13 protein-coding genes are annotated in these 21,646 nt (G+C 44.4%); 8 read left to right on the top strand and 5 right to left on the bottom strand.

The annotated features are described in order from the left end of the window. Nucleotides 1–113: 113 nt before the first annotated feature. The 4 genes from J7I42_RS33270 (at nucleotide 114) to J7I42_RS33255 (ending at nucleotide 10,315) form a co-directional block, all read left to right on the top strand. The gene (locus J7I42_RS33270; protein WP_209144546.1) at nucleotides 114–3,650 is read left to right on the top strand and encodes a TonB-dependent receptor; all 3,537 of its coding nucleotides are present in this window, start codon (nucleotides 114–116) and stop codon (nucleotides 3,648–3,650) included. Between the two features lie 18 nt (nucleotides 3,651–3,668). Beyond that, the gene (locus J7I42_RS33265) at nucleotides 3,669–5,555 is read left to right on the top strand and encodes a RagB/SusD family nutrient uptake outer membrane protein (RefSeq protein ID WP_209144544.1); all 1,887 of its coding nucleotides are present in this window, start codon (nucleotides 3,669–3,671) and stop codon (nucleotides 5,553–5,555) included. 115 nt (nucleotides 5,556–5,670) lie between these two features. After that, nucleotides 5,671–9,006 (top strand): VCBS repeat-containing protein, encoded by a 3,336-nt coding sequence (locus J7I42_RS33260; protein WP_209144542.1) that lies wholly within the window; start codon nucleotides 5,671–5,673, stop codon nucleotides 9,004–9,006. After that, a complete protein-coding gene (locus J7I42_RS33255; RefSeq protein WP_209144540.1) occupies nucleotides 8,990–10,315 on the top strand; it encodes a vanadium-dependent haloperoxidase in 1,326 nt (441 codons plus the stop codon). The genes J7I42_RS33260 and J7I42_RS33255 overlap by 17 nt, the downstream gene beginning before the upstream one ends. Before the next feature lie 95 nt (nucleotides 10,316–10,410). On the opposite strand, the gene J7I42_RS33250 is transcribed toward J7I42_RS33255, so the two are convergent. The 5 genes from J7I42_RS33250 to J7I42_RS33230 all read right to left on the bottom strand — a co-directional run bounded on the left by J7I42_RS33250 (nucleotide 10,411) and on the right by J7I42_RS33230 (nucleotide 16,548). Further along, nucleotides 10,411–10,866, bottom strand: coding sequence for a YhcH/YjgK/YiaL family protein (locus tag J7I42_RS33250; RefSeq protein ID WP_209144538.1), 456 nt, complete (start codon nucleotides 10,864–10,866; stop codon nucleotides 10,411–10,413). 229 nt (nucleotides 10,867–11,095) lie between these two features. Further along, the gene (locus tag J7I42_RS33245) at nucleotides 11,096–12,493 is read right to left on the bottom strand and encodes a hypothetical protein (RefSeq protein WP_209144536.1); all 1,398 of its coding nucleotides are present in this window, start codon (nucleotides 12,491–12,493) and stop codon (nucleotides 11,096–11,098) included. Between the two features lie 224 nt (nucleotides 12,494–12,717). After that, the gene (locus J7I42_RS33240; protein WP_209144534.1) at nucleotides 12,718–13,245 is read right to left on the bottom strand and encodes a hypothetical protein; all 528 of its coding nucleotides are present in this window, start codon (nucleotides 13,243–13,245) and stop codon (nucleotides 12,718–12,720) included. Between the two features lie 237 nt (nucleotides 13,246–13,482). Next, nucleotides 13,483–15,861, bottom strand: coding sequence for a glycoside hydrolase family 3 N-terminal domain-containing protein (locus tag J7I42_RS33235; protein ID WP_209144532.1), 2,379 nt, complete (start codon nucleotides 15,859–15,861; stop codon nucleotides 13,483–13,485). 138 nt (nucleotides 15,862–15,999) lie between these two features. Next, on the bottom strand, nucleotides 16,000–16,548 hold the full coding sequence (locus J7I42_RS33230; protein ID WP_209144530.1) for a hypothetical protein: 549 nt from the start codon (nucleotides 16,546–16,548) through the stop codon (nucleotides 16,000–16,002). A 257-nt stretch (nucleotides 16,549–16,805) separates the two neighbouring features. Between J7I42_RS33230 and leuC the strand changes: the two genes are divergently transcribed. The 4 genes from leuC to leuB all read left to right on the top strand — a co-directional run bounded on the left by leuC (nucleotide 16,806) and on the right by leuB (nucleotide 21,629). Then, a complete protein-coding gene (gene leuC / locus J7I42_RS33225; protein ID WP_209144528.1) occupies nucleotides 16,806–18,209 on the top strand; it encodes a 3-isopropylmalate dehydratase large subunit in 1,404 nt (467 codons plus the stop codon). Nucleotides 18,210–18,253: 44 nt separating this feature from the next. After that, the gene (gene leuD / locus J7I42_RS33220) at nucleotides 18,254–18,850 is read left to right on the top strand and encodes a 3-isopropylmalate dehydratase small subunit (RefSeq protein ID WP_209144526.1); all 597 of its coding nucleotides are present in this window, start codon (nucleotides 18,254–18,256) and stop codon (nucleotides 18,848–18,850) included. Between the two features lie 134 nt (nucleotides 18,851–18,984). Next, nucleotides 18,985–20,478, top strand: a complete 1,494-nt coding sequence (locus J7I42_RS33215; protein ID WP_209144524.1) for an alpha-isopropylmalate synthase regulatory domain-containing protein — start codon at nucleotides 18,985–18,987, stop codon at nucleotides 20,476–20,478. A gap of 77 nt (nucleotides 20,479–20,555) precedes the next feature. Then, complete coding sequence (leuB, locus tag J7I42_RS33210; protein WP_209144521.1) at nucleotides 20,556–21,629, top strand: 3-isopropylmalate dehydrogenase; 1,074 nt, start codon at nucleotides 20,556–20,558, stop codon at nucleotides 21,627–21,629. Nucleotides 21,630–21,646 lie beyond the last annotated feature (17 nt).

Below are 21,646 nucleotides of genomic sequence, written 5' to 3'. Positions count from 1 at the left end.
TTCCGGTGCAATCCGGAATAACAGATTTTTATTGACCATATACGATTGCCCCCGCCCGAACGACGTTCAGTCTGGAGCGCATTTACTACTGACCATTCACCTCAAACTTAATTATGAAACATCAACGATTGGTTACCATCATTCCTATTGCCATTCGATTAGGTTTTCTGCAAGTCCTGCTTGTATTTTATCTGGGCTCTTTTGCCTATTATAATCATGCAGAAACACAAGGTATACTCGATAAAATAGTTTCAGTTTCAGTTGACAAAGGACAACTGAAAGATGTATTCAGCGTATTGCAAAATCAAACTGGAGCCCGGTTTGTATACAGTTCAAAAACGATAGAAGCAGGCCGGAAAGTTTCTATTAAAGCCAGTCAGAAAAAACTGGGCGATGTGTTGGAGGAATTGCTTTCGCCGTTTGGTATCACCTTTAAATTAATTAAGGACCGCATAATTTTATACAAAGTAGAATCGAATGCTTTTAATTACACGCCTAACACTAATGTATTGGCCGTGCAGTTATCTTCTGAAGCAATACAGGAGATCAAAGGCCAGGTTACAGATGATAAGGGAAATCCCCTGCAAGGGGTGAGCGTTCTTATAAAAGGTACCACTACCGGTACTAACACAGATATAAACGGCAATTTTACCCTCACTGTTCCTGATGGAAAATCCGTATTGGTGATCTCATCCGTTGGTTTCCAAACACAGGAAGTAAATATTGCGGGAAAAACATCGCTTGCGATCGTTATGACGGTTGGTGTGGCCGGACAACTAAGCGATATCGTGGTAGTGGGTTATGGCACGCAAAAGAAAGTAACGGTTACCGGGGCCGTAGCTCAGGTAAAAGGTGCCGAACTGGCCAAATCTCCTTCAGTGAATTTATCCAATGCACTGGCAGGCCGGTTACCCGGTGTTACCGCCATTCAATCGAGTGGTGAACCGGGGTACGATGGCTCTACCATCCGTATACGTGGTTCCAATACGCCCAACAACAGCGGCGCTTTAATTGTAATTGACGGGGTGCCCGACAGGGCCGGTGGATTGGAACGCCTGAACCCACAAGACATAGAAAGCATGTCTATTTTGAAAGATGCAGCAGCTGCCATTTATGGTTCGCGCGCTGCCAACGGCGTTATTTTGATAACCACTAAAAGAGGGAAATCTGGCAAGACGCAATTGTCGTATGATTTTAACCAGGGTTGGGCGCAGCCTACCCGCATACCTGAAATGTCAGATGCCGTTGAATATGCCACTATCATTAATGAGCTTACCTTATTCGATGGGTTACCTGCCGACCAATGGGGCGCGGGCTGGAATGCATTTAAACAAAATGGTACTTATACCCGCACCGATAATGGCTTAAAAGTAGATGCGATTTACTCCCCTACCGACGTCACAAAGTTCAAGGACGGCTCTGATCCATGGGGACATCCAAACACCGATTGGTTCAATACAACCTTGAAAAATTGGTCGCCCCAGGTGAGCCATAACGTGCAATTGTCTGGCGGGAATGAAAATACCAAATACCTTGCTTCGCTGGGTTATGAAAATCAGGACGGCTATTATAAAAACTCAGCTACTGGTTATAAACAGTACGACATGCGGTTTAACCTCGATTCCAGGGTGAATAAATACATAAATACCAATCTGGGTGTAACGGCCCGGGAAGAGTTCCGGTTCTTTCCTACAGTAGGCGCCCAGCCCATATTTCGCATGCTCATGCGTGGTAAACCTACCGAGCAGGAAGTGTGGCCCAACGGATTGCCAGGACCGGATATCGAGAATGGACAAAACCCGATCGTGATCACCACCAATCAAACCGGATATGATAAAGACTGGCGGGATTACTTTCAAACCAATGGCAGAATAGACCTGCAGGTACCATTTGTGGAAGGATTAAAGATTGCTGGCTTTGCCGCCCTTGATAAATATTTTCGCCGCACCAAAAGGTGGGAAACACCGTGGTACCTGTATTTCTGGGATAAAACAAGCTATGAGGCGGATGGAGTTACGCCCAAGCTAAACAAATCAGTACGTTCTACCTTTACAGATCCACGGCTTACTGAATCACAGGAAAATCAATTAAATATTAATCTGTCGGGGTTTATTAATTATGATAGAACGTTTGGCGATCATACCCTGAACCTGATGGCCGCTGTTACCCGGGAAACGATTGACAATCAGAATTTCAATGCGTTTCGCCGCAATTACATTTCCACGGCCAATGATCAGTTATTTGCTGGCGGCGATGCCCAGAAAGATAATAACGGCAGTGCTTATAACCGGGCGCGGTTAAGCTATTTTGGCAGGGCCAACTACAACTACAAGGAGCGATATATGGCTGAATTCCTGTGGCGTTATGATGGTTCCTATATCTTTCCCGAAAACGATCGCTTTGGTTTCTTCCCGGGCATACTACTTGGCTGGCGTTTATCGGAAGAAAAATTCTTTAAGCCGGTCACCTTCATCAACAACTTAAAACTGCGGGCTTCCTGGGGACAAATGGGGAATGACAACATTCTATTCAACAATGTATTGCAGGAATACCGGTATTTATCTACCTATGGTTTTAACACTTATATAATAGGCAACAATCCGGTAAAAACGCTTACCGAAACAGGATTGCCCAATCCGGGTTATACCTGGGAAGTAGCCAACAACGCAAACATTGGTATGGAAGGTTCGGCATTGAACAGCCGGCTCACCTTTGAACTGGATGTGTTCAATAATATCCGCACCAAGATCCTGATGCAGAATTCGGCCGTGGTGCCAGCCTCAGCCGGGATGACCCTGCCACCTGAGAACCTGGGAAAAGTGAAGAACAGGGGTTTTGAATTTAACATAGGGTATAATGATCACTTTGGCGACCTGCGGTTCAGTGTAAGTGTAAATGGTGGCTATGCTAAAAATGAAGTGATCAATTTGCCGGAAACACCAGGCTTACAACCTTATCAGTATTCCAAAGGACATACATTCGGTACCGATGGAGCTGCCTTCCTGGTATATGAATACGACGGTGTTTTTGTTAACCAGGATGATATTAACAAAAACACGATTGATTATAGTGCGGCTACCAACAAATTGCTGCCTGGCGATATGAAATTAAAGGACGTAGATAACAATGGTAAAATAAATGCAGATGACCGGGTACGCCTTGAAAAAAACCGTGACCCCTGGTTTACCGGTGGTATGAATATAAATCTGCAGTATAAGGATTTCGATTGTTCAATATTGTTACAGGGCGCGACAGGTGGATTATTGTTCTTTGGTACGGAGTCGGGCACTATTGGCAACTTCCTGCAATATTCTTATGACCATCGCTGGTCGGTAGAACATCCGAGCAGTTCAGACCCCCGTCTTGCCAACCGCGGCAATAGCTATTTTAATGGCGGCGCCTTTGGTATCAATACGTACTGGTTGCGAAGCAGCAATTATCTGCGGTTTAAAAATATAGAATTTGGGTATAACCTGCCCGTCAAAATTGGTCAGAAAGCAGGGATAAACAGTTTTAGATTATATGTAAATGGTATCAATTTGATTACGTTCGACAAAATGAAGATCTGGGACCCGGAATCAACCAGTGGCAATGGACAATACTATCCACAATCAAGAATCCTGAATATGGGGGCCAGAATATCATTCTAACAATAAAATAATTATTAGATGAAAAAGATCCTGTTTTGTGTTCTCCTCCTGGCGATTGCAGGAGCTTGCAAACGAGATTTTCTGAATACCAAACCACTCGATAAAGTTTTATCAACCGACACCTGGAAAGACGGCGCACTGGCAGAAGCATTTGTTACCGGTATTTACTCCGGTCTGGGACAGGGCGGTTTTGATGAACAAATGCTGGCAGCACTTTCAGATGAAGCGGTTTTTACCCATCCCGGGCGAGGTATCAATATCGTAAACGAAGGCACACTGAACCCATCGAACATTGGCTGGGTGAATGTAAATTATCGCTGGGGCAAGGATGCCGGTAACAATGACATGTATGCTAAGATAAGGGCGACCAACCTGGCATTGGAGAATCTACGCACAGCTACGTTTGATGATAAAGCCCTTAATGACCGGTTACAGGGTGAATCGCATTTTATGCGGGCCTTTTTCTATCACCAGTTGATTCGCTATTACGGCGGGGTTCCTATCATTGATAAAACTTATGGACTTGGAGAAGATTATAGCGTAACGCGTAACACCTGGGAAGAATGCGTGAATTTCGTGCTCAAAGAATGCGATAGCGCTATTGTATTACTAAAGGGAAAAACACTGGCGGCTGGAAGAGCCAGTGATCTTTCGGCTATGGCATTAAAAGCGCGCACGCTTTTATATGCAGCCAGCGATCTATACGACATTCCCACTGCCAAATCGAAATCTGCCCTGATCAGCGGCTATGCCCATCCCGAATTAGTAGGTTATCTAAGCGGCAACCGCATAGCCCGTTGGACAGCCGCCAAAAACGCTGCCAAGGCCCTGATAGATGCAGCGCCGGCCAAAGGCTATAAGTTGAATTTAACAGCACCGGTATCTGCCGCTGATGGTAAAAAGAATTATGTATCCCTGGCCATGGGTGGCGGCAGCAAAGGCCCTGACGTAGACAAAAGCGCTGAGGTGGAAATCCTGTTTGGCCGTTACTGGACAATCAATAAAGATGAATATGCCGGCATGTATGTTGGTTTGGCCAATGGACCCAATGGATATCATAACTGGGCCGGGAATACGCCGGTTCAGGAGTTGGTGGATGATTATGAAATGATGGATGCCACCGATTTCAAATTCAGCTGGAGCAATCCTGCGCATAAAGCGCAACCTTATGTCAACCGAGATCCTCGCTTTTATGCGTCCATCCTGTATGATGGCGCCGATTGGAAACCACGTGATAAAATATCTGGCAATGTTGATCCTGCCAACCAGATCCAAACCGGAAAATATGACCGGGGTGGCGGTGTCTTTCTTCCTGGTTTGGATACCCGCTCCAGTTCTATTGAAAACTGGAATGGGAGCTGGACAGGTTACTATGTACGCAAATTTATTGATCCCGACCCTGACCTTGTTGATAATACTACCCGTCAGGTTGTGCCCTGGCCTTTCTTCCGGTATACAGAAGTGGTGATGAATTATATTGAAGCCTGTATAGAACTGGGAGAGGAAACAGAAGCAAAAACCTGGTTGAATAAGATCCGGTTCCGGGCAGGCATGCCGGCTATTACTCAAACGGGCGCTGCCCTTAAAGACCGGTATCGGAATGAAAGAAGGATTGAACTGGCTTATGAAGATCAGCGATACCATGACTGCCGCCGTTGGATGATAGCTCCTGCCACCCTGGGCAGAAAGCTGGTATATATTGATGTAGTTGGAACGTTGAAGCCAGGAGCCAGTGCTGTTTCGCCTTATAAACATGATGAAACCAGGTATAATTATACTTATACACCGCTGGAAGTGAATTCGCAAGAGAACCGGAAATGGGATGATAAAATGTATTTCAGGCCTATCCCTCAGGATGAAATGAATACGAATCTGAAATTGATACAGAACCCCGGATATAATTGACGTTCCGTTGGCATTGAAACATGCTTTTAACTATTAACAATTGAAGTAGGAAGTAAGAAGTAGGAAGGACTGGTATTTCTTACTTCCTGCTTCTTACTTCATTCATCCTACATGCATGAATAGTAAATTATCGTTTATTATTTTCATGGTACTCGTCTTAACCAGCTGTACCCAAACTGATCGATCTCAACCAACGGTGTTCCCGCTGTTCACCTTGCTGCCGGCTGATAGTACGCGAATAACATTCTCTAATACATTAACTGAAGGGCTTAATACCAATGTGTTGATGTACGAGTATTTTTATAATGGTGGCGGGGTTGCTACTGGTGATGTGAATGGGGATGGATTGGCCGATATTTATTTCACCGCCAATATGGGTGACAACCAGCTTTACCTCAATAAAGGCGCCATGCATTTTGAGGATATAACCTCTTCAGCAGGTGTAAACGGCAGACCAGGACCCTGGAAAACCGGTGTTACCATGGCTGATGTAAATGGCGATGGCCTGCTGGACATTTACTTGTGTTACTCCGGTAAACTGCGAGGTGAAAAAAGGACCAATCAACTGTTCATCAATAATGGCAACGACCCGCAAGGCTATCCGCATTTCAGCGACCAGGCCCGGCAATACGGACTAGCTGATTCGGGCTATAGCACCCAGGTTTATTTTTTTGATGCTGATCGTGATGGCGATCTCGATGCTTTTCTGTTAAACCATAATCCTAATTCATTACCCATACTGGATGAAGCTGCTACCGCCGACATTCTTAAAAAGGAAGACCCGGCAATCGGCGTTAGATTGTTACGAAACGACAAAAACTACTTTACCGATATAACCCGTAAAGCCGGTATCAGCAGCTCTTCTTTAACGTATGGACTGGGAGCAGGTATTGCAGATATAAATAGTGATGGCTGGCCCGATATATACGTATCAAACGATTATGCAGTGCCCGACTACCTGTATATAAACAACCATGATGGTACGTTCACCAATCAATTGCAAAACTGTCTGGGACACAACAGCCAGTTTTCGATGGGTAACGACATCGCCGACATCAACAACGACGCGCTGCCCGATATTTATACATTGGATATGTTACCCGAAGACAATCGCCGGCAGAAATTATTGTTTGCGCCCGATAATTATGAGAAGTTCGATCTGAATATCCGATCCGGTTTTTACTACCAGTATATGCGAAATATGTTGCAGTTGAATATTGGCCGGAGTAAGGGATCTCCTGGTCCGTTATTCAGTGAGATCGGACAATTGGCGGGCATCGCCAATACCGATTGGAGTTGGGCACCCCTGCTGGCGGATTATAACAACGATGGGTGGAAAGACCTGATGGTAACCAATGGCTACCTGCGCGATTATACCAACCTAGACTTTATAAAGTACATGAACGATTATGTACAAAGCAAAGGCCGCCTGAAACGGGAAGATGTGTTACAGCTTGTTCATCAAATGCCTGCCTCCAATGTGATCAATTACCTGTTCGCTAATAATAAGAACTGTACGTTCAGCAATGTATCCGCACAATGGGGTTTCAACAGTCCATCGAATAGCAATGGCGCCGCCTATGCCGATCTTGACAATGATGGTGATCTGGACCTGGTGATCAACAATATCGATCAGCCGGCTTTTATCTACCGCAATGAAGCCAGACAACAAACCGCCTCCCATTACTTACAGGTTCAGTTGCATGGGATGCCAGGCAATACGCAAGGTATTGGCGCCAGGATCTTACTCTACAGCAAAGCTGGTATACAATTTCAGGAACAAATGCCAACCCGGGGCTACCTGTCAACTGTTTCGCCCACGCTGCACTTCGGGCTGGGTGAGCAAACTACCATTGATTCAGTTAGGGTGATCTGGGTAAGCGGAAAAGAACAACTGTTGCGGGCAATTTCAAGCGATCAGCTATTAGTGGTAGATGAAAAAGCAGCCCATGCTATTTTTAAAACAACGCCAACCACTCCTACCCAGTTTGCAGCGATCAATTCTCCCCTACCTTATAAATCACCAGCAAATACTATCAACGATTTTAAACGACAACCATTGCTGGTGAATCCATTGTCATTTAACGGCCCCTGTTTGGTAAAAGGCGATGTGAATGGCGATGGGCTGGATGATGTTTATGCAGGTGGCGGTAGTGGGCAGGCGGCGACGTTATACCTGCAACAAAAAAATGGCCGGTTCCTGCTAAAGAAAGAACCAGTTTTTGAATTGGACGCGTCTTGTGAGGACGCTGATGCCGTTATAGTAGACGTAAACGGAGATGGGTACAAAGATATCTATGTAGCCAGTGGCGGTTTTCACAATTACCAACCCAATGATCCTTTATTACAGGACCGTTTATACCTCAATGATGGCAAGGCCAATTTTACCAAAAGTACCAATGGATTACCTGTCATGCGCGTAAGTAAAAGTTGTGTACGGGTAAATGATATTAATAGGGATGGCTACCCAGATCTTTTTGTTGGCGGGCGTGTAATTCCGGGCAGGTATCCCGAAACCCCCGAAAGCTTTCTGCTTATTAATGATGGTAAGGGGCATTACACCAACCAGATGGCTGCTATTGCCCCATCCCTGGCAAAAGCCGGCATGGTAACCGATGCGCTCTGGATTGATCTGAATAATGATGCTCAGAAAGACCTGGTAGTTGTTGGGGAATGGATGCCGGTAACCGTTTACATCAGTGTTGATCATCAGTTACAGGACCAAACGAACCATTATTTCAATACATTATATCGTGGTTGGTGGAACAAAATTGCTACTGGCGATTTTAACCAGGATGGTAAGCCCGACCTGGTTATCGGCAATCTGGGTTTAAATACCCAATGCCGCGCCAGTGATAAGGAGCCTGCCGACTTATTTTATAAAGACTTTGACGACAATGGGGCGATTGATCCGCTATTTTGTTTTTATATCCAGGGCAAATCATATCCCTATTGTACCCGTGATGAATTACTCGACCAGATTAGCCTGATGCGGACGCGCTTTACCGATTACAAAAGCTATGCAGATGCTACCTTACAACAAATATTTACAACAGAGGAATTAAAGGATGTAAATCATTTACAGGCAAATTACCTGCAAACAGCCCTGTTCGAAAGCAGTCCGACGGGTAAATACCAGTTGCATTCATTGCCTGTACAAACGCAGTATGCTCCCGTTTATACCATCACGCCATTCGATTACAATAATGATGGCCGTGAAGACCTTTTACTATGCGGCAATATGAACCGGGCCAAATTACGGCCCGGTAAATACGATGCCAACTATGGACTGTTATTACAGAATGATGGGAAAGGCGGATTTACCTATATTGACCAGCAACGATCGGGATTTTATATTAAGGGCGATGTGCGCAGCGTACTTTCCATCAACAACCTGTTATTATTTGGCATCAATCAACAACCCCTTCAAGCCTATGAAAAGAACAAATAGGACCAGTTACCTTATAACACTGCTCATGATTGGATTGACAGGCTGCACATCACGTCCACAGCTTCCTCCCTCCTTAACAACAGCGGTCATTGGCCAGGTAATAAACCAGATGACAGAGGTAATGATACACGATATAACCAATCCACCGCTGGCGGCCCGTTTTTTTTCATACGCCTGTTTGGCCGGGTATGAGGTAGTTGCACAAAATGACCCGGCATTCAAAAGCATGTATGGCGTGTTGAAAGAATATCCGGAATTAAAGAAGTCAGACACCATTAAACGATATGATGTGCGATTAAGTGCCGTGCTAGCCATGTTGCAAACTGCACAGAAAATGCAACCGTCGGGAAAAATATTAGCTGCGTATGAACAGCAATTGCTCGATTCCTGTCGCCGGTTGGGGTTTGAAGAAGAAGTGATCGACCATTCCAGCCGGTATGCAAAGGCGGTGAGTAAAAAGATCCTGGCATATGCCAAAGCAGATCGTTACAATATGATCAGTAATTATCCGCGTTATACGCCGATTGATAAAGAAGGCTGCTGGTATCCTACCCCACCGGCATTTTTAGCAGCTGTTGAACCCTATTTCAATACAGTACGTCCATTGGCATTAGATTCCTGTTCACAATTTCCTCCACCGCGGCCTGTGGCGTTCTCAACCGGTAAAAAGACGGCGTTTTACAAAATGTTATTGCAGAATTATTCGGAAGGGCAACAAGTGCCGGCTGAGCATCGTATTATAGCTGCATTTTGGGATTGTAACCCGTTTGCGATCCAGGACGACGGCCATTTGATCTTAAGCAGAAAGAAGATCTCCCCAGGCGCCCATTGGTTAGGCATCACCGGCATTGCTTGTGAAAAAGCCGGGAAAGGTTTTGAAGAAACCATGCATATATATACAAGCGTAGCAGTTGGTTTGCTGGATGCGTTTATATGCTGTTGGGATGAAAAATACCGCAGCAATCGCATTCGACCTGAAACGGCCATTCGAAAATACATTGATCCAACCTGGGTGCCGGTACTGCAAACACCACCCTTTCCTGAATACCTGAGCGGACATTCGGTTATTTCGGCCTGCTCTGCCACCATTCTCACCCATTTCTTTGGGAATAATTTCTCTTATACAGATAGCGTAGAAGTAGCTTATGGTTTGCCACCCCGCTCATTTACGTCTTTTCAACAAGCAGCCCAGGAAGCGGCCATCAGCCGTTTTTATGGGGGCATTCATTTTATGGATGCTATCGATAACGGGTTGATGGTTGGAGGGAAAGTTGGAGCGTTGGTAGTTCAAAAGATAAACCCCCAATAATAAGATACTGTTTCAAGTTTCAAGTTGCAAGTTACAGGCTACAAGGCTCATTAATTTGCCACCTGTAACCTGTAACTTGTAAGGGTATTTTCAGATCACTTTACAGCTACCTTGATCACTACCTTCTTTACAGGAGCAGGTGCATCAATCATGATATTCGGCATATGCAGATCGTGCGGAAAGAAAACCGCAAACATGCCTTGTTGTATTACAGAGAAGAATGACGGCTTCTCCCCAAACAACATAAAATCCTTTTCCTCATCATAAGCTTTGGAAGGTGTTTGCCCTTTCAGGAACTCATGCCCAATGCGTTCGGCACCGCTAACGATGTATTGAATATCGATATACTTTTTATGTGATTCCATTTGCTCATTAGCCGGGTTCACGGTGTCGTATTCATTAACAATGGCAAACAGGTTTTGTCCATCCAGTTCATATTTGCCCTTTTCTACGTTAGAAAAATCAGTCTGGGCCAAATACTCAAAAGCTTTTTTAAACAGGGGGCCCTGATTGAAATACAGGTGTGCGTTTGACAGCAAATCAATGATCATTGCGTAAAATTATATGTATTTAAGGTGTGGCAAGATACTTAAAAACATGAAACTCAGTTTGTACAATCTTTATGGATGTAAGAAAGAGCAAACAAACAGGTGCAATAGTTCTTTGAAGCACTATATGAAGTATGAGGTAGGAAATACAGGGATTTCTTATTTCATACTTCCTACCTCCTACTTCTACGCACTGTGTTGGATAAGACCTCACTTCAAATTTCTTCCTTTTTTAAAAGAAGATCTGATACTGTAATACTACTCCATTCTTGCGGTCGCCTTTCAAGACATTTCCATTGGCAGGATCTACGCCAAAAGTGGGCCGGTTCTGCCAGTCGAGCGTAAATTTTGATTTATGCCCATTCACCAGCCAGTTAATGCCGGCATTGTATACATTGGCCCATAACCCCTGTAAGGCGTCAAATTTAGCGGCCGTAAAAGAAGCATATGGCATAAACCTGCTTTTGCCTTTCAAAAAGTTCTCCGGAAGCAAATAACCTACCTGACTATAGATAACTTTTCCGGTGCCAAACATCGGGTAGGCATTGCCATGAGTGGGGCCCTGACCTGTAATGTAAGTGGGTGGGGTTTCAACCGCTCTACCATTGGCCGGGTTCATTGATCCATTATAACGTAAGTAATTGGTGCCATAATCGGTATTGAAGAAACCGGCATAGGCCGAAATTGCATCCTGTTTGCTGCTTAATGGCATATCCAGGTAACTCTCTACAGCAAAAAGTTTCATATCCTGGTAAACAGTATCATTAATGTTGTTGCCCGACTTCCACATGGCTTCATTTTGAAGGATGCCGCCCAGCGCGATATTAAAGATCTTTTTCTTGCCCAGATAGGTACCAGTCATATAGGGCGTAGTGTGATTTTCATGATCAAAGAACTGGTACATCAGGTAACCCTGGGGTTGCAATTGATGTCCTAACGCAGCAAACTGTGCATAGTTCGTCAGTCCCGGGGTGGCGGTACCTGAAGAGGTAATGGGAAAGGGATCGCTTAAAATAAAGCGGTAGTCGAATTTGCCAACCTGGCCACGGGCATACACGCTGAGTTTACGGCTGAATTGATCTGTTTGGTCAACGGTTGCCTGCGCAAACACCGGCACATCCATGGTCATAATTGAGCTGACACTAGGTTGGGAGAACCGAGAAAAGCCATTAGCGATGGTCAATCCCCCACCCAGTTTTAACTGATTGCTTTTTGATACTTTGTATTCGCACAAGGCATCATGAAAAAAGGCCGCCAGCTTTCGGTTGTTACCTGTATTGAACTGGCTGTTAAAATTGTTCATCCCGAACTGGAAATAGATAAAAACCTTATCAGTCAGTTGTCCAAACGCCTGAAACCGGGTTCTGCGTAAGCCAATATCAACTGTGTTTTCCTTTATACGCCCTTCGACCAATGTACCAGGGTTGCTTTGGTTGAACCGTAGCCAGGTTTGGTTCATAACCGTAAATTGGAAATAATGGCTGCCATCTGCATTCAGATTGAATTTTAACGCATCTTTTTCCGGAGGAGGGGGTGGCGCAGGTGGCGTGGTAGCCGCAATTCCCTGTTCCACTTGTGCCCGGGCGCACACCGATAGCAATAGAACAAATACAATAAACACTGATCTCATGGTAGTTTCTTTAGGTTTTTTTAGGACAGCGAATATAGTAACGAGAATCTACTTCGGGTATCCGAAAAAATTAAAAGACGTTAAGAATCAGTATTATTGGGAGAGATAAATGGGGACTTTTCATGAATGACAAACAATCGAGCCGCCCAATACAGACCTGGGCATGGTCATTTAATGGCACAATCACAAGAGGCAAAACAAATGTAACTAATATTTTTTTGTGCTCATAATTTATTGATCTCTGCCATTTCTTCCAATTCTCCGTTGCAAACCCGGATGTTCAAAAAGCGGGTCTTGTCTTCCATATGGATCACATAGACCAGCGGTTTCATAGCTTGTTCAATTTCCTCCACCAGTATTATGTTGTAGTCGAAATAAATTGATTTTACCGCACTGCGAATATCCCGATCTAATCGGAATTCCTCATATTGGCGCAGGGTATGCAGCCAATTACCCTTTTTATTATAGGTTACCAGGTAAAGAACCCCATTGTTATTAAACCGGGCCCGGTACCCATCCGGCACTTCATACCAGGATTCATTATCAACATGCTGCCAGGTAGTTTTAAAACTTCTGACTGCTTTAATAGGAAGGTTACGGAAGGTGGTCATACTATTGACCAGGGGACTGGCTTTTTGGAAAGCCACAACATCTGTCAACTCCTGCTTTTTTACTGCAGTTTGGGCATGTATAACAACATGCATGAGGAATAGCGCACCGGCCATCATCAGGGGGAAAAACAATCTTTTCATGTTTTATGTATTGAACAGGAGCTCAGTAACCGCCTAGGCATATGGAGCCAAAAATGATCTCATGTGGAGATTGGGTGGGATGGGCAATGTATAGCTATGAGGAGTTGAGCTATCAAAATTACAGCAATTATTTATTTGCCGTATTAAATTAATTACTATGTATGAAAATAAAAAACCCATCCTGTATAAGCAGGATGGGCACTGATAGCATTAATCCCGTATTCACTACATACGAGATCATTTTGAAAGCAAATCATGGCCAACTTTCAACTCCACTTTCTGAATATCAGCAGAGCTACGTCCTACCAAACATTCAAAAATGCCATCTTCTACAACGTATTGCATATCGGCATTCCAGAAAGCGAGTTTGCTGGCATCAATGGTAAAGGAAACTTTCTTTGTTTGTCCAGGATCGAGTGTTATGCGGACAAAATCTTTTAACTCTTTTACTGGCCGCGTTACACTGCTAACTTTTTGATGAATATATAATTGGACAATTTCATCTGCTTTTATGTTACCGGCATTGGTTACATCCACCTCAACTGTTCCGTAAACCTTATCAGATGGCTCCATAGAAGTGCCACCCGTTTTTTTAGGTGATGCGTTTGCCAGTATTACACGGGGTTTTGAATAATTGAAGGTGGTATAGCTTAAGCCATATCCAAATGGGAACAGGGGTGATTTTTCCTCTGTAACGTAGTCAAAGTACTGTGCACTGGGTTTGTGGTTATAATAAACAGGCACCTGTCCGGTTGACCTGGGATAAGTGATGGTCAATTTTCCAGAGGGGCTCACATCACCAAACAGGATATTGGCAAACGCATTGCCGGCTTCTTCCCCCATAAACCAGCCATCCACAATAGCAGTTACCTGTTGTGCAATGGAAGGAATAGCCAGCGGGCGCCCATGTGATAAATAAACAACCACTGGTTTACCTGTGGCCACGATGGCTTTTACCAGGTCTTCCTGCTGACCTTGCAAACGCAGGTCGGGCATATCGCCAAAGTGATTAGGGCCCCAGGTCTCACGCGATAACTGCTCATTTTCTCCAATGGCCAGTACCACTACATCTGCCTGTTGTGCAGTTTTAACTGCTTCGTCAATCAATTGTGCATTTTCTGCTGCGGAAGGGAAAATAATGGTATCGATATATTGGTAATTATTTTGGCTAATAGTATCGCCATTGGTTGTAATGCGGCAGCCTTTTGCATATAATATTTCAGCTGTGCCCTGCACCTTATTCTTTAAGCCTTCCAGCAACGAAATATTTTTTGAAGGCAGGCCGGAATAATCGCCCAGGTAATTGGTGGCAGCCATGGGCCCAATCACTGCTATCTTTTTATACTGATCTTTTTTTAATGGCAACAGATTGTTCGCATTCTTTAGCAACACCATCGATTCTTCTGCAATTTTCAACGCCAGTGCGTGCCCTTCGGTACCGCCAGCGTTTTGTCTGGCCTTCTCCAGATCAATAGGTTGTTGTTCATCGAACAACCCCAGTCTGAATTTCAACTCCAGTATTTTAGCCACTTCGCTGTCAAGCGCCTTGGTACTGATCTTGTTTTCTTTTACCAATGCGCCCAGGTAGCGATAATTAACACCATACGGAAGATCAGTAGTTACGCCGGCGTTGAAAGCTTTGAGCGCAGCGTTTTTTTGATCGGTGGCTATAAAATGTTTGTTCCACAACTGGTCTATCCCAAACCAGTCGCTCACCACTACTCCATTATAATTCCATTCCTTACGTAACACTTCTTTCAGCAACCATTTATTGGCATGGGAAGGGATTCCGTCAATTTCGTTATAAGAAGCCATGATGCCGGCGGGGTTGGCATTTTTAATACACAGGCGGAAGGGTTCCATATGAGCTTCACGAATAACCCGTAAAGAATAGTTAGCAGGCGCCTGGTTATCGCCCCCCTCCGATTGTCCGTGACCCGAAAAATGTTTTAACGTGGCGGCCACGTGGTCTACAGCAATGGTGCCATTAGTACTACCCTGAAAACCTCTTACTATGGCGCTGCCCAGCATTCCGCACAAATAAGGGTCTTCCCCCAGCGTTTCACCGGTACGGCCCCAACGGGGGTCGCGACAAACGTCAACAACCGGCGCCAGCACCAGGCTGGTTCCCCGTACGCGGGCCTGTTTGGCTGCATGGGTATAAATTTTTTCCAGCAAAGCAGGATCCCATGAACATGCCAGGCCAATTCCATGAGGAAATACATCAACCTCCCGTTGTACCAACCCATGATGGGCCTCATCAATAAATATTATAGGAATGCCCAGTCTGGTTTTGTGCACCATATAATCCTGTAACCTGTTACGGGCGGCAATAGTAACTTCCATGGTTTCATCAAAAGCAGGGTTCATCATTCCCATGCCATTTTTGAACAGGGAATCGAGTTTGGGGGTATTATTAAATAGTTTGTCATCCAGTTTTGGCCGGCCGGCATGCATGGTCTGTAACTGGGCCACTTTTTCATCCAGCGTCATACGAGAGAGCAGGTCTGTTACCCGTTTGGCAATAGGTTGTTTGGCATCTTTGTATGCCGGCTGTTGTGCAAACGTAAGGTGGAGGCAACAAAAAAATGAACAGATAAGCGTAGCAAATTTCATATTGAACAGTTGATTTTTTGATAATTCAAGTGTTCATGCCGCCATTTTATTGAATAGCGAAACATGCGGGCACTGTCATGAAATTTGGTTGGGAATTGCTAGAAGAGGCTGAAGATAGGAAAAAAATGAATACCCTGATTACAGGTTAGGCAAATCGAACATATATATGGTAGCGTCATTTTTATCAAAATACAGATCAACGCCTCTACGCTGTTCGAGATACTGCTTCATTGCTTCACGGCTAATACTTTTGGGCTGACTAACAAATGTGTGTACAGTCCCATTGATCTTTTTATAATATACAATATAGGTTTGAAGTACTTCCCAGGTTTTGTAATTGCTGTTGTCACTGTGCAGGCTGTCCAGCATCTCAATGCGGCTGGGATGGCGGCCGTTGATGATTTCCTGGAAATAAGTACGCGATTTCACTTCGCAATTATCCAGGGTAACTCTAATTTTTTCGCCTTTTTGTCTTAGATCGTATGACCGGGAGAAATGCTCAGCATTATCGTTCATTGTTTTCCGCCATTTGTGATATAACACCCAAAAGCCTCCAATTCCCGCGATAACAAGACTTAAAACAAACCACATTTCTTTCTCAGGAATAGCTGTACCTCCATACATCAGAAAAAAGAGAAACCCCAGGGTGCCGAGGCATAAAAGCAAATAAGCGGTCGCTTTTTCCATTTTGAACGAGTTGAGTACTGTATTGTTAAAAGAATTAGGCCGTTTGGACCTTGAAATTCATTAAAATATCTTGTTTTTTGCAAGCTTCCTTTGCAAATTTTTTAATGTAAGGGTAACATACCGCGGTTTGTTCAATATATCATGGTAGAATTTGACATTTTTTCATTTTTAACCATACTATTAGAAAAAATACACTTAAAGCCCTTATAATCTGACTATATTTTAAGAATTTTGCAACTTGATTTAAATAATATAAAATGAGCAAAACCCCCGCTGCATTATTCGACAAAGTATGGGATTCGCATGTGGTAAAGCATATTGACGATGGCCCCGATGTGTTGTTTATTGACCGGCATTTTATTCATGAGGTGACCAGCCCTGTTGCGTTTTTGGGTCTGGAAAGCCGGGGATTGAAAGTGATGTTCCCCGAAAAGACCTTCGCTACCGCCGATCATAACACCCCCACCATTAACCAGCATTTGCCGGTTCAGGACCCCCTGTCGGCCAACCAGCTGAAAGCCCTGGAAAACAACTCGGCTAAATATGGTATTTCACACTGGGGACTGGGCAATCCTAAAAATGGTATTGTGCACGTTGTGGGTCCCGAAAACGGTATTACCCTCCCGGGTATGACCATCGTTTGCGGTGATTCGCATACTTCTACCCATGGAGCTTTTGGCGCTATTGCATTTGGTATTGGTACTTCTGAAGTTGAGATGGTACTTAGCAGCCAGTGTATTATGCAGCCCCGCCCCAAGAAAATGCGTATTAAAGTAAATGGCAAGCTGGGTAAAGGCATTGTGCCTAAAGATGTGGTGCTGTATATTATTTCAAAGCTCACCGCAGCCGGTGCCACCGGTTATTTTGTTGAGTTTGCCGGTGACGTGTTCGAAAATATGACCATGGAAGGCCGTATGACCGTGTGCAACATGAGTATTGAAATGGGTGCCCGCGGTGGTATGATCGCTCCTGACGAAACCACTTTCAACTACATTAAAGGACGTGAAAAGGCCCCCAAAGGCGAAGCCTGGGATAAAGCGTTGGCTTATTGGAAAACGCTGAAAACAGAAGAAGGTGCTTACTTCGATAAAGAATATGATTTCAATGGCGCCGATATTGAACCCATGATCACCTATGGTACCAACCCGGGTATGGGTATCGGCATTACCAAACATATCCCTACGGCCGAGCAAATTGGCAGCAGCAAAGCCAGCTACGATAAGTCGTTAGCCTACATGGATTTCCATGAGGATGACACTATGATCGGCAAAAAAATAGATTATGTATTCATTGGTAGCTGTACCAATGGCCGTATTGAAGATTTCCGTGCTTTTGCATCAGTTATCAAAGGCCGTAAAAAGGCAGATCATGTTACTGCCTGGATAGTTCCCGGTTCACACATTGTTGAGCAGCAGATCAAGGATGAAGGCATTCTGGATATTTTGCTGGCAGCAGGATTTCAATTACGTCAACCCGGTTGTTCAGCCTGTTTGGCGATGAATGATGACAAGATCCCCGCCGGCAAATATGCAGTTAGCACCAGCAACCGCAACTTTGAAGGCCGTCAGGGTCCTGGCGCCAGAACATTGCTGGCCAGCCCGCTGGTAGCAGCTGCGGCAGCGGTTACGGGTTTTGTAACTGACCCCCGCGAGTTGATATAACTGATATTTAAAAAGAGAAAGAACTATCAATACAGATAACAAACATGGCGTACGATAAATTCACAGTATTAAAGAGCACGGCGGTACCTATGCCTATTGAAAACGTAGATACCGATCAGATCATTCCGGCCCGTTTCTTAAAAGCTACTGAGCGCAAGGGATTTGGTGATAACCTGTTCCGCGACTGGCGTTTTGAAAATGACGGCACACCGAAAAAGGATTTCGTGTTAAACAATCCCATTTACTCTGGTAAAATACTGGTAGGTGGTAAAAACTTTGGTAGTGGTAGTAGCCGCGAACACGCCGCCTGGGCCATTTATGATTATGGTTTCCGTTGCGTGGTGAGCAGCTTCTTTGCCGACATTTTTAAGAACAACTCTTTAAACATTGGCATTTTACCAGTACAGGTAAGTGAAGCATTCCTCGATAAGATCTTTAAAGCTATTGAAGCCAATCCCAACACCGAACTGGAAGTGAACCTTCCTGAGCAAAAGATCACTATTTTGGGTGATGGCGCTTCGGAGTCATTCGAGATCAATGGCTATAAAAAGCATAACATGACGAATGGTTATGATGATATCGATTTCCTGCAAAGCCTGAAATCAGAGATCAAGACATTCTCAGAAAAAAGCATCTATTAGAAATTAAAAAATTAAGAATGAGAAATGAAGGATGAGAAAGTGAATACCATTGGAGTGATTACTTTTTCATTTTTAATTCTTCATTTCTCATTTCTCATTTTCTTATGCCTGGTGACCAGCGACACATAGAGATCATGGATACCACACTCCGCGATGGTGAACAAACCAGCGGCGTGTCGTTCTCCCCCACCGAAAAGCTAACCATTGCCCAGCTATTATTAACAGAGGTAAAAGTCGACCGCATTGAAATTGCTTCCGCCCGTGTAAGCGAAGGAGAATTTGAAGCGGTAAAAGCCATTACCAAATGGGCAAAAGCCAATGGCTTTTTGAACCAGGTCGAAGTGCTGACATTTGTTGATGGCGATGTATCTATACAATGGATGCAACAAGCCGGTGCCAAAGTGATGAACCTGCTTACCAAGGGTTCATTGAATCACCTAACACACCAGTTAAAGAAAAAGCCTGAACAACATTTTGCCGAAATAGCAGACGTGGTAAAGCTGGCCAGGAAAAAAGGAATAGAAGTCAATGTATACCTGGAAGACTGGAGCAATGGGATGCGTCATTCAAAAGAGTATGTATTCCAATACCTCGACTTCATCCAAAAACAGCCGATAAAACGTGTAATGCTGCCTGATACATTGGGCATACTCACTCCTTCGGAATCATTTGAATACATTTCCGCTATTGTACAACGGTATCCTGACACCCATTTCGATTTTCACGCACATAATGATTATGACCTGGGCACAGCCAATGTGCTGGAAGGCGTAAAAGCCGGCGCCCATGGTATACACCTTACTATCAATGGAATGGGCGAAAGAGCAGGTAATGCTCCGTTGGCCAGCGCCATAGCGGTGTTGAACGATTTTATGCCCGAAGTAAAAACTTCGGTAGTAGAAGCCTCTTTATACCGGGTAAGTAAACTGGTTGAAACCTTTTCGGGTTTCCGCATACCCGTTAACAAACCGGTTGTAGGGGAAAACGTATTTACACAAACAGCAGGCATCCATGCTGATGGCGATAAGAAGAACAAACTCTATTTCAGTGACCTGATGCCTGAACGCTTTGGCCGTACGCGGCGTTATGCACTTGGAAAAACCAGCGGTAAGGCAAATATTGAAAATAACCTGGCCCAACTTGGCATTCAGTTAAGCGAACCCGATCTGAAAAAAGTTACCCAGCGCATCATTGAGTTGGGCGACAAAAAAGAAGTGGTTACCCAGGCCGATCTGCCGTACATCATCTCCGATGTGATCGACAGTAAAAACATTGAAGAAAAAGTACGTATCGAGAATTACGTACTGACCCATTCAAAGAATCTTCGTCCTTCTGTAACAATAGAAATATCTATCAATGGGGAATTATATGAAGAGCATGCGCAAGGCGACGGACAATACGATGCCTTTGTAAATGCGCTGAAGAAGGTGTATAAGCGAATGAAAAAGGATCTGCCTGTGTTAACGGATTATGCCGTACGCATTCCACCTGGCGGAAAAAGCGATGCCTTGTGCGAAACCATTATCACCTGGAGTTTTAATGGCAAGGAATTTAAAACCCGCGGTCTCGATAGTGACCAGACCGTATCGGCTATTAAGGCAACCCAGAAAATGTTGAATCTGATATAATAGTTACCGGTACCCGGTAAATGAATTTTAGAATACAAACGCTCCATTTTTTTAGAAAAACAATCTAATAGTAGAACATGGCAAGCAAGCACATACTCATCGTTCCTGGCGACGGTATTGGACAGGAAGTAACTGCAGTTGGTAAAAAAGTGTTAGATAAGATCGCTGCAAAATTCGGACACACCTTTACATACGACGAAGCATTGATTGGTCATGTGGCCATTGAGGCAACCGGTAATCCCCTGCCCGATGAATCACTGGAAAAAATGCGCAAATCCGACGCCGTGTTGTTTGGCGCGGTAGGCCATCCAAAATACGACAACGATCCATCTGCTAAAGTACGTCCCGAGCAGGGGTTATTGAAAATGCGTAAGGAATTGGGCTTGTACGCCAACTTACGTCCTATTAAATTATTCGATGAGTTGTTGGGCGCTTCCAGCATAAAACCCGAAATCTTAAAAGGAGCTGACATCCTGTTCTTCCGTGAGCTAACCGGTGATATTTATTTTGGAGAGAAAGGCAGAAAGAACAATGGCGATACGGCATTTGATATCGCAGAATACAGCCGTTATGAAGTGGAACGTATTGCCCGCAAAGCTTTTGAAGCGGCCCGCACCAGAAGAAAGAAACTGTGCTCTGTTGATAAAGCCAACGTAATAGAAACAAGCCGCCTGTGGCGCGAAGTGGTACAGAAAGTAGCAAAGGAATATCCTGATGTAGAAGTAGAACATCAGTTTGTTGATGCTACTGCCATGTTGCTGATAAAAGATCCCCGTCGTTTTGATGTGGTGGTAACTGCCAACCTGTTTGGCGATATCCTTACCGACGAAGCATCACAGATCGCCGGTTCAATGGGTATGCTGGCCTCTGCCTCTATAGGCGATGGCACTGGCGTTTATGAACCCATTCACGGTTCAGCGCATGACATCACCGGTAAAGGGGTGGCTAATCCGCTTGCCTCTATTTTATCAGCCGCCCTGTTGCTGGATATTTCATTTGGCATGAAAGCCGAATCAGAAGCAGTGATCAATGCTGTAGACAAAGTATTGAAAGCTGGATTCCGTACCCGGGATATTGCCGATGCACAAACACCTGCAGATAAGATATTAGGTACAGATGCTATTGGTGCAGAAGTATTGAAGTTCCTGTAATCAAGACCTTCTCATAT

It is taken from the genome of Niastella soli, assembly GCF_017742245.1.
Classification (GTDB): domain Bacteria; phylum Bacteroidota; class Bacteroidia; order Chitinophagales; family Chitinophagaceae; genus Niastella; species Niastella soli.
Note: the sequence above shows the minus strand (reverse complement) of the source record. Positions and strands in the feature narration are given on the sequence as shown.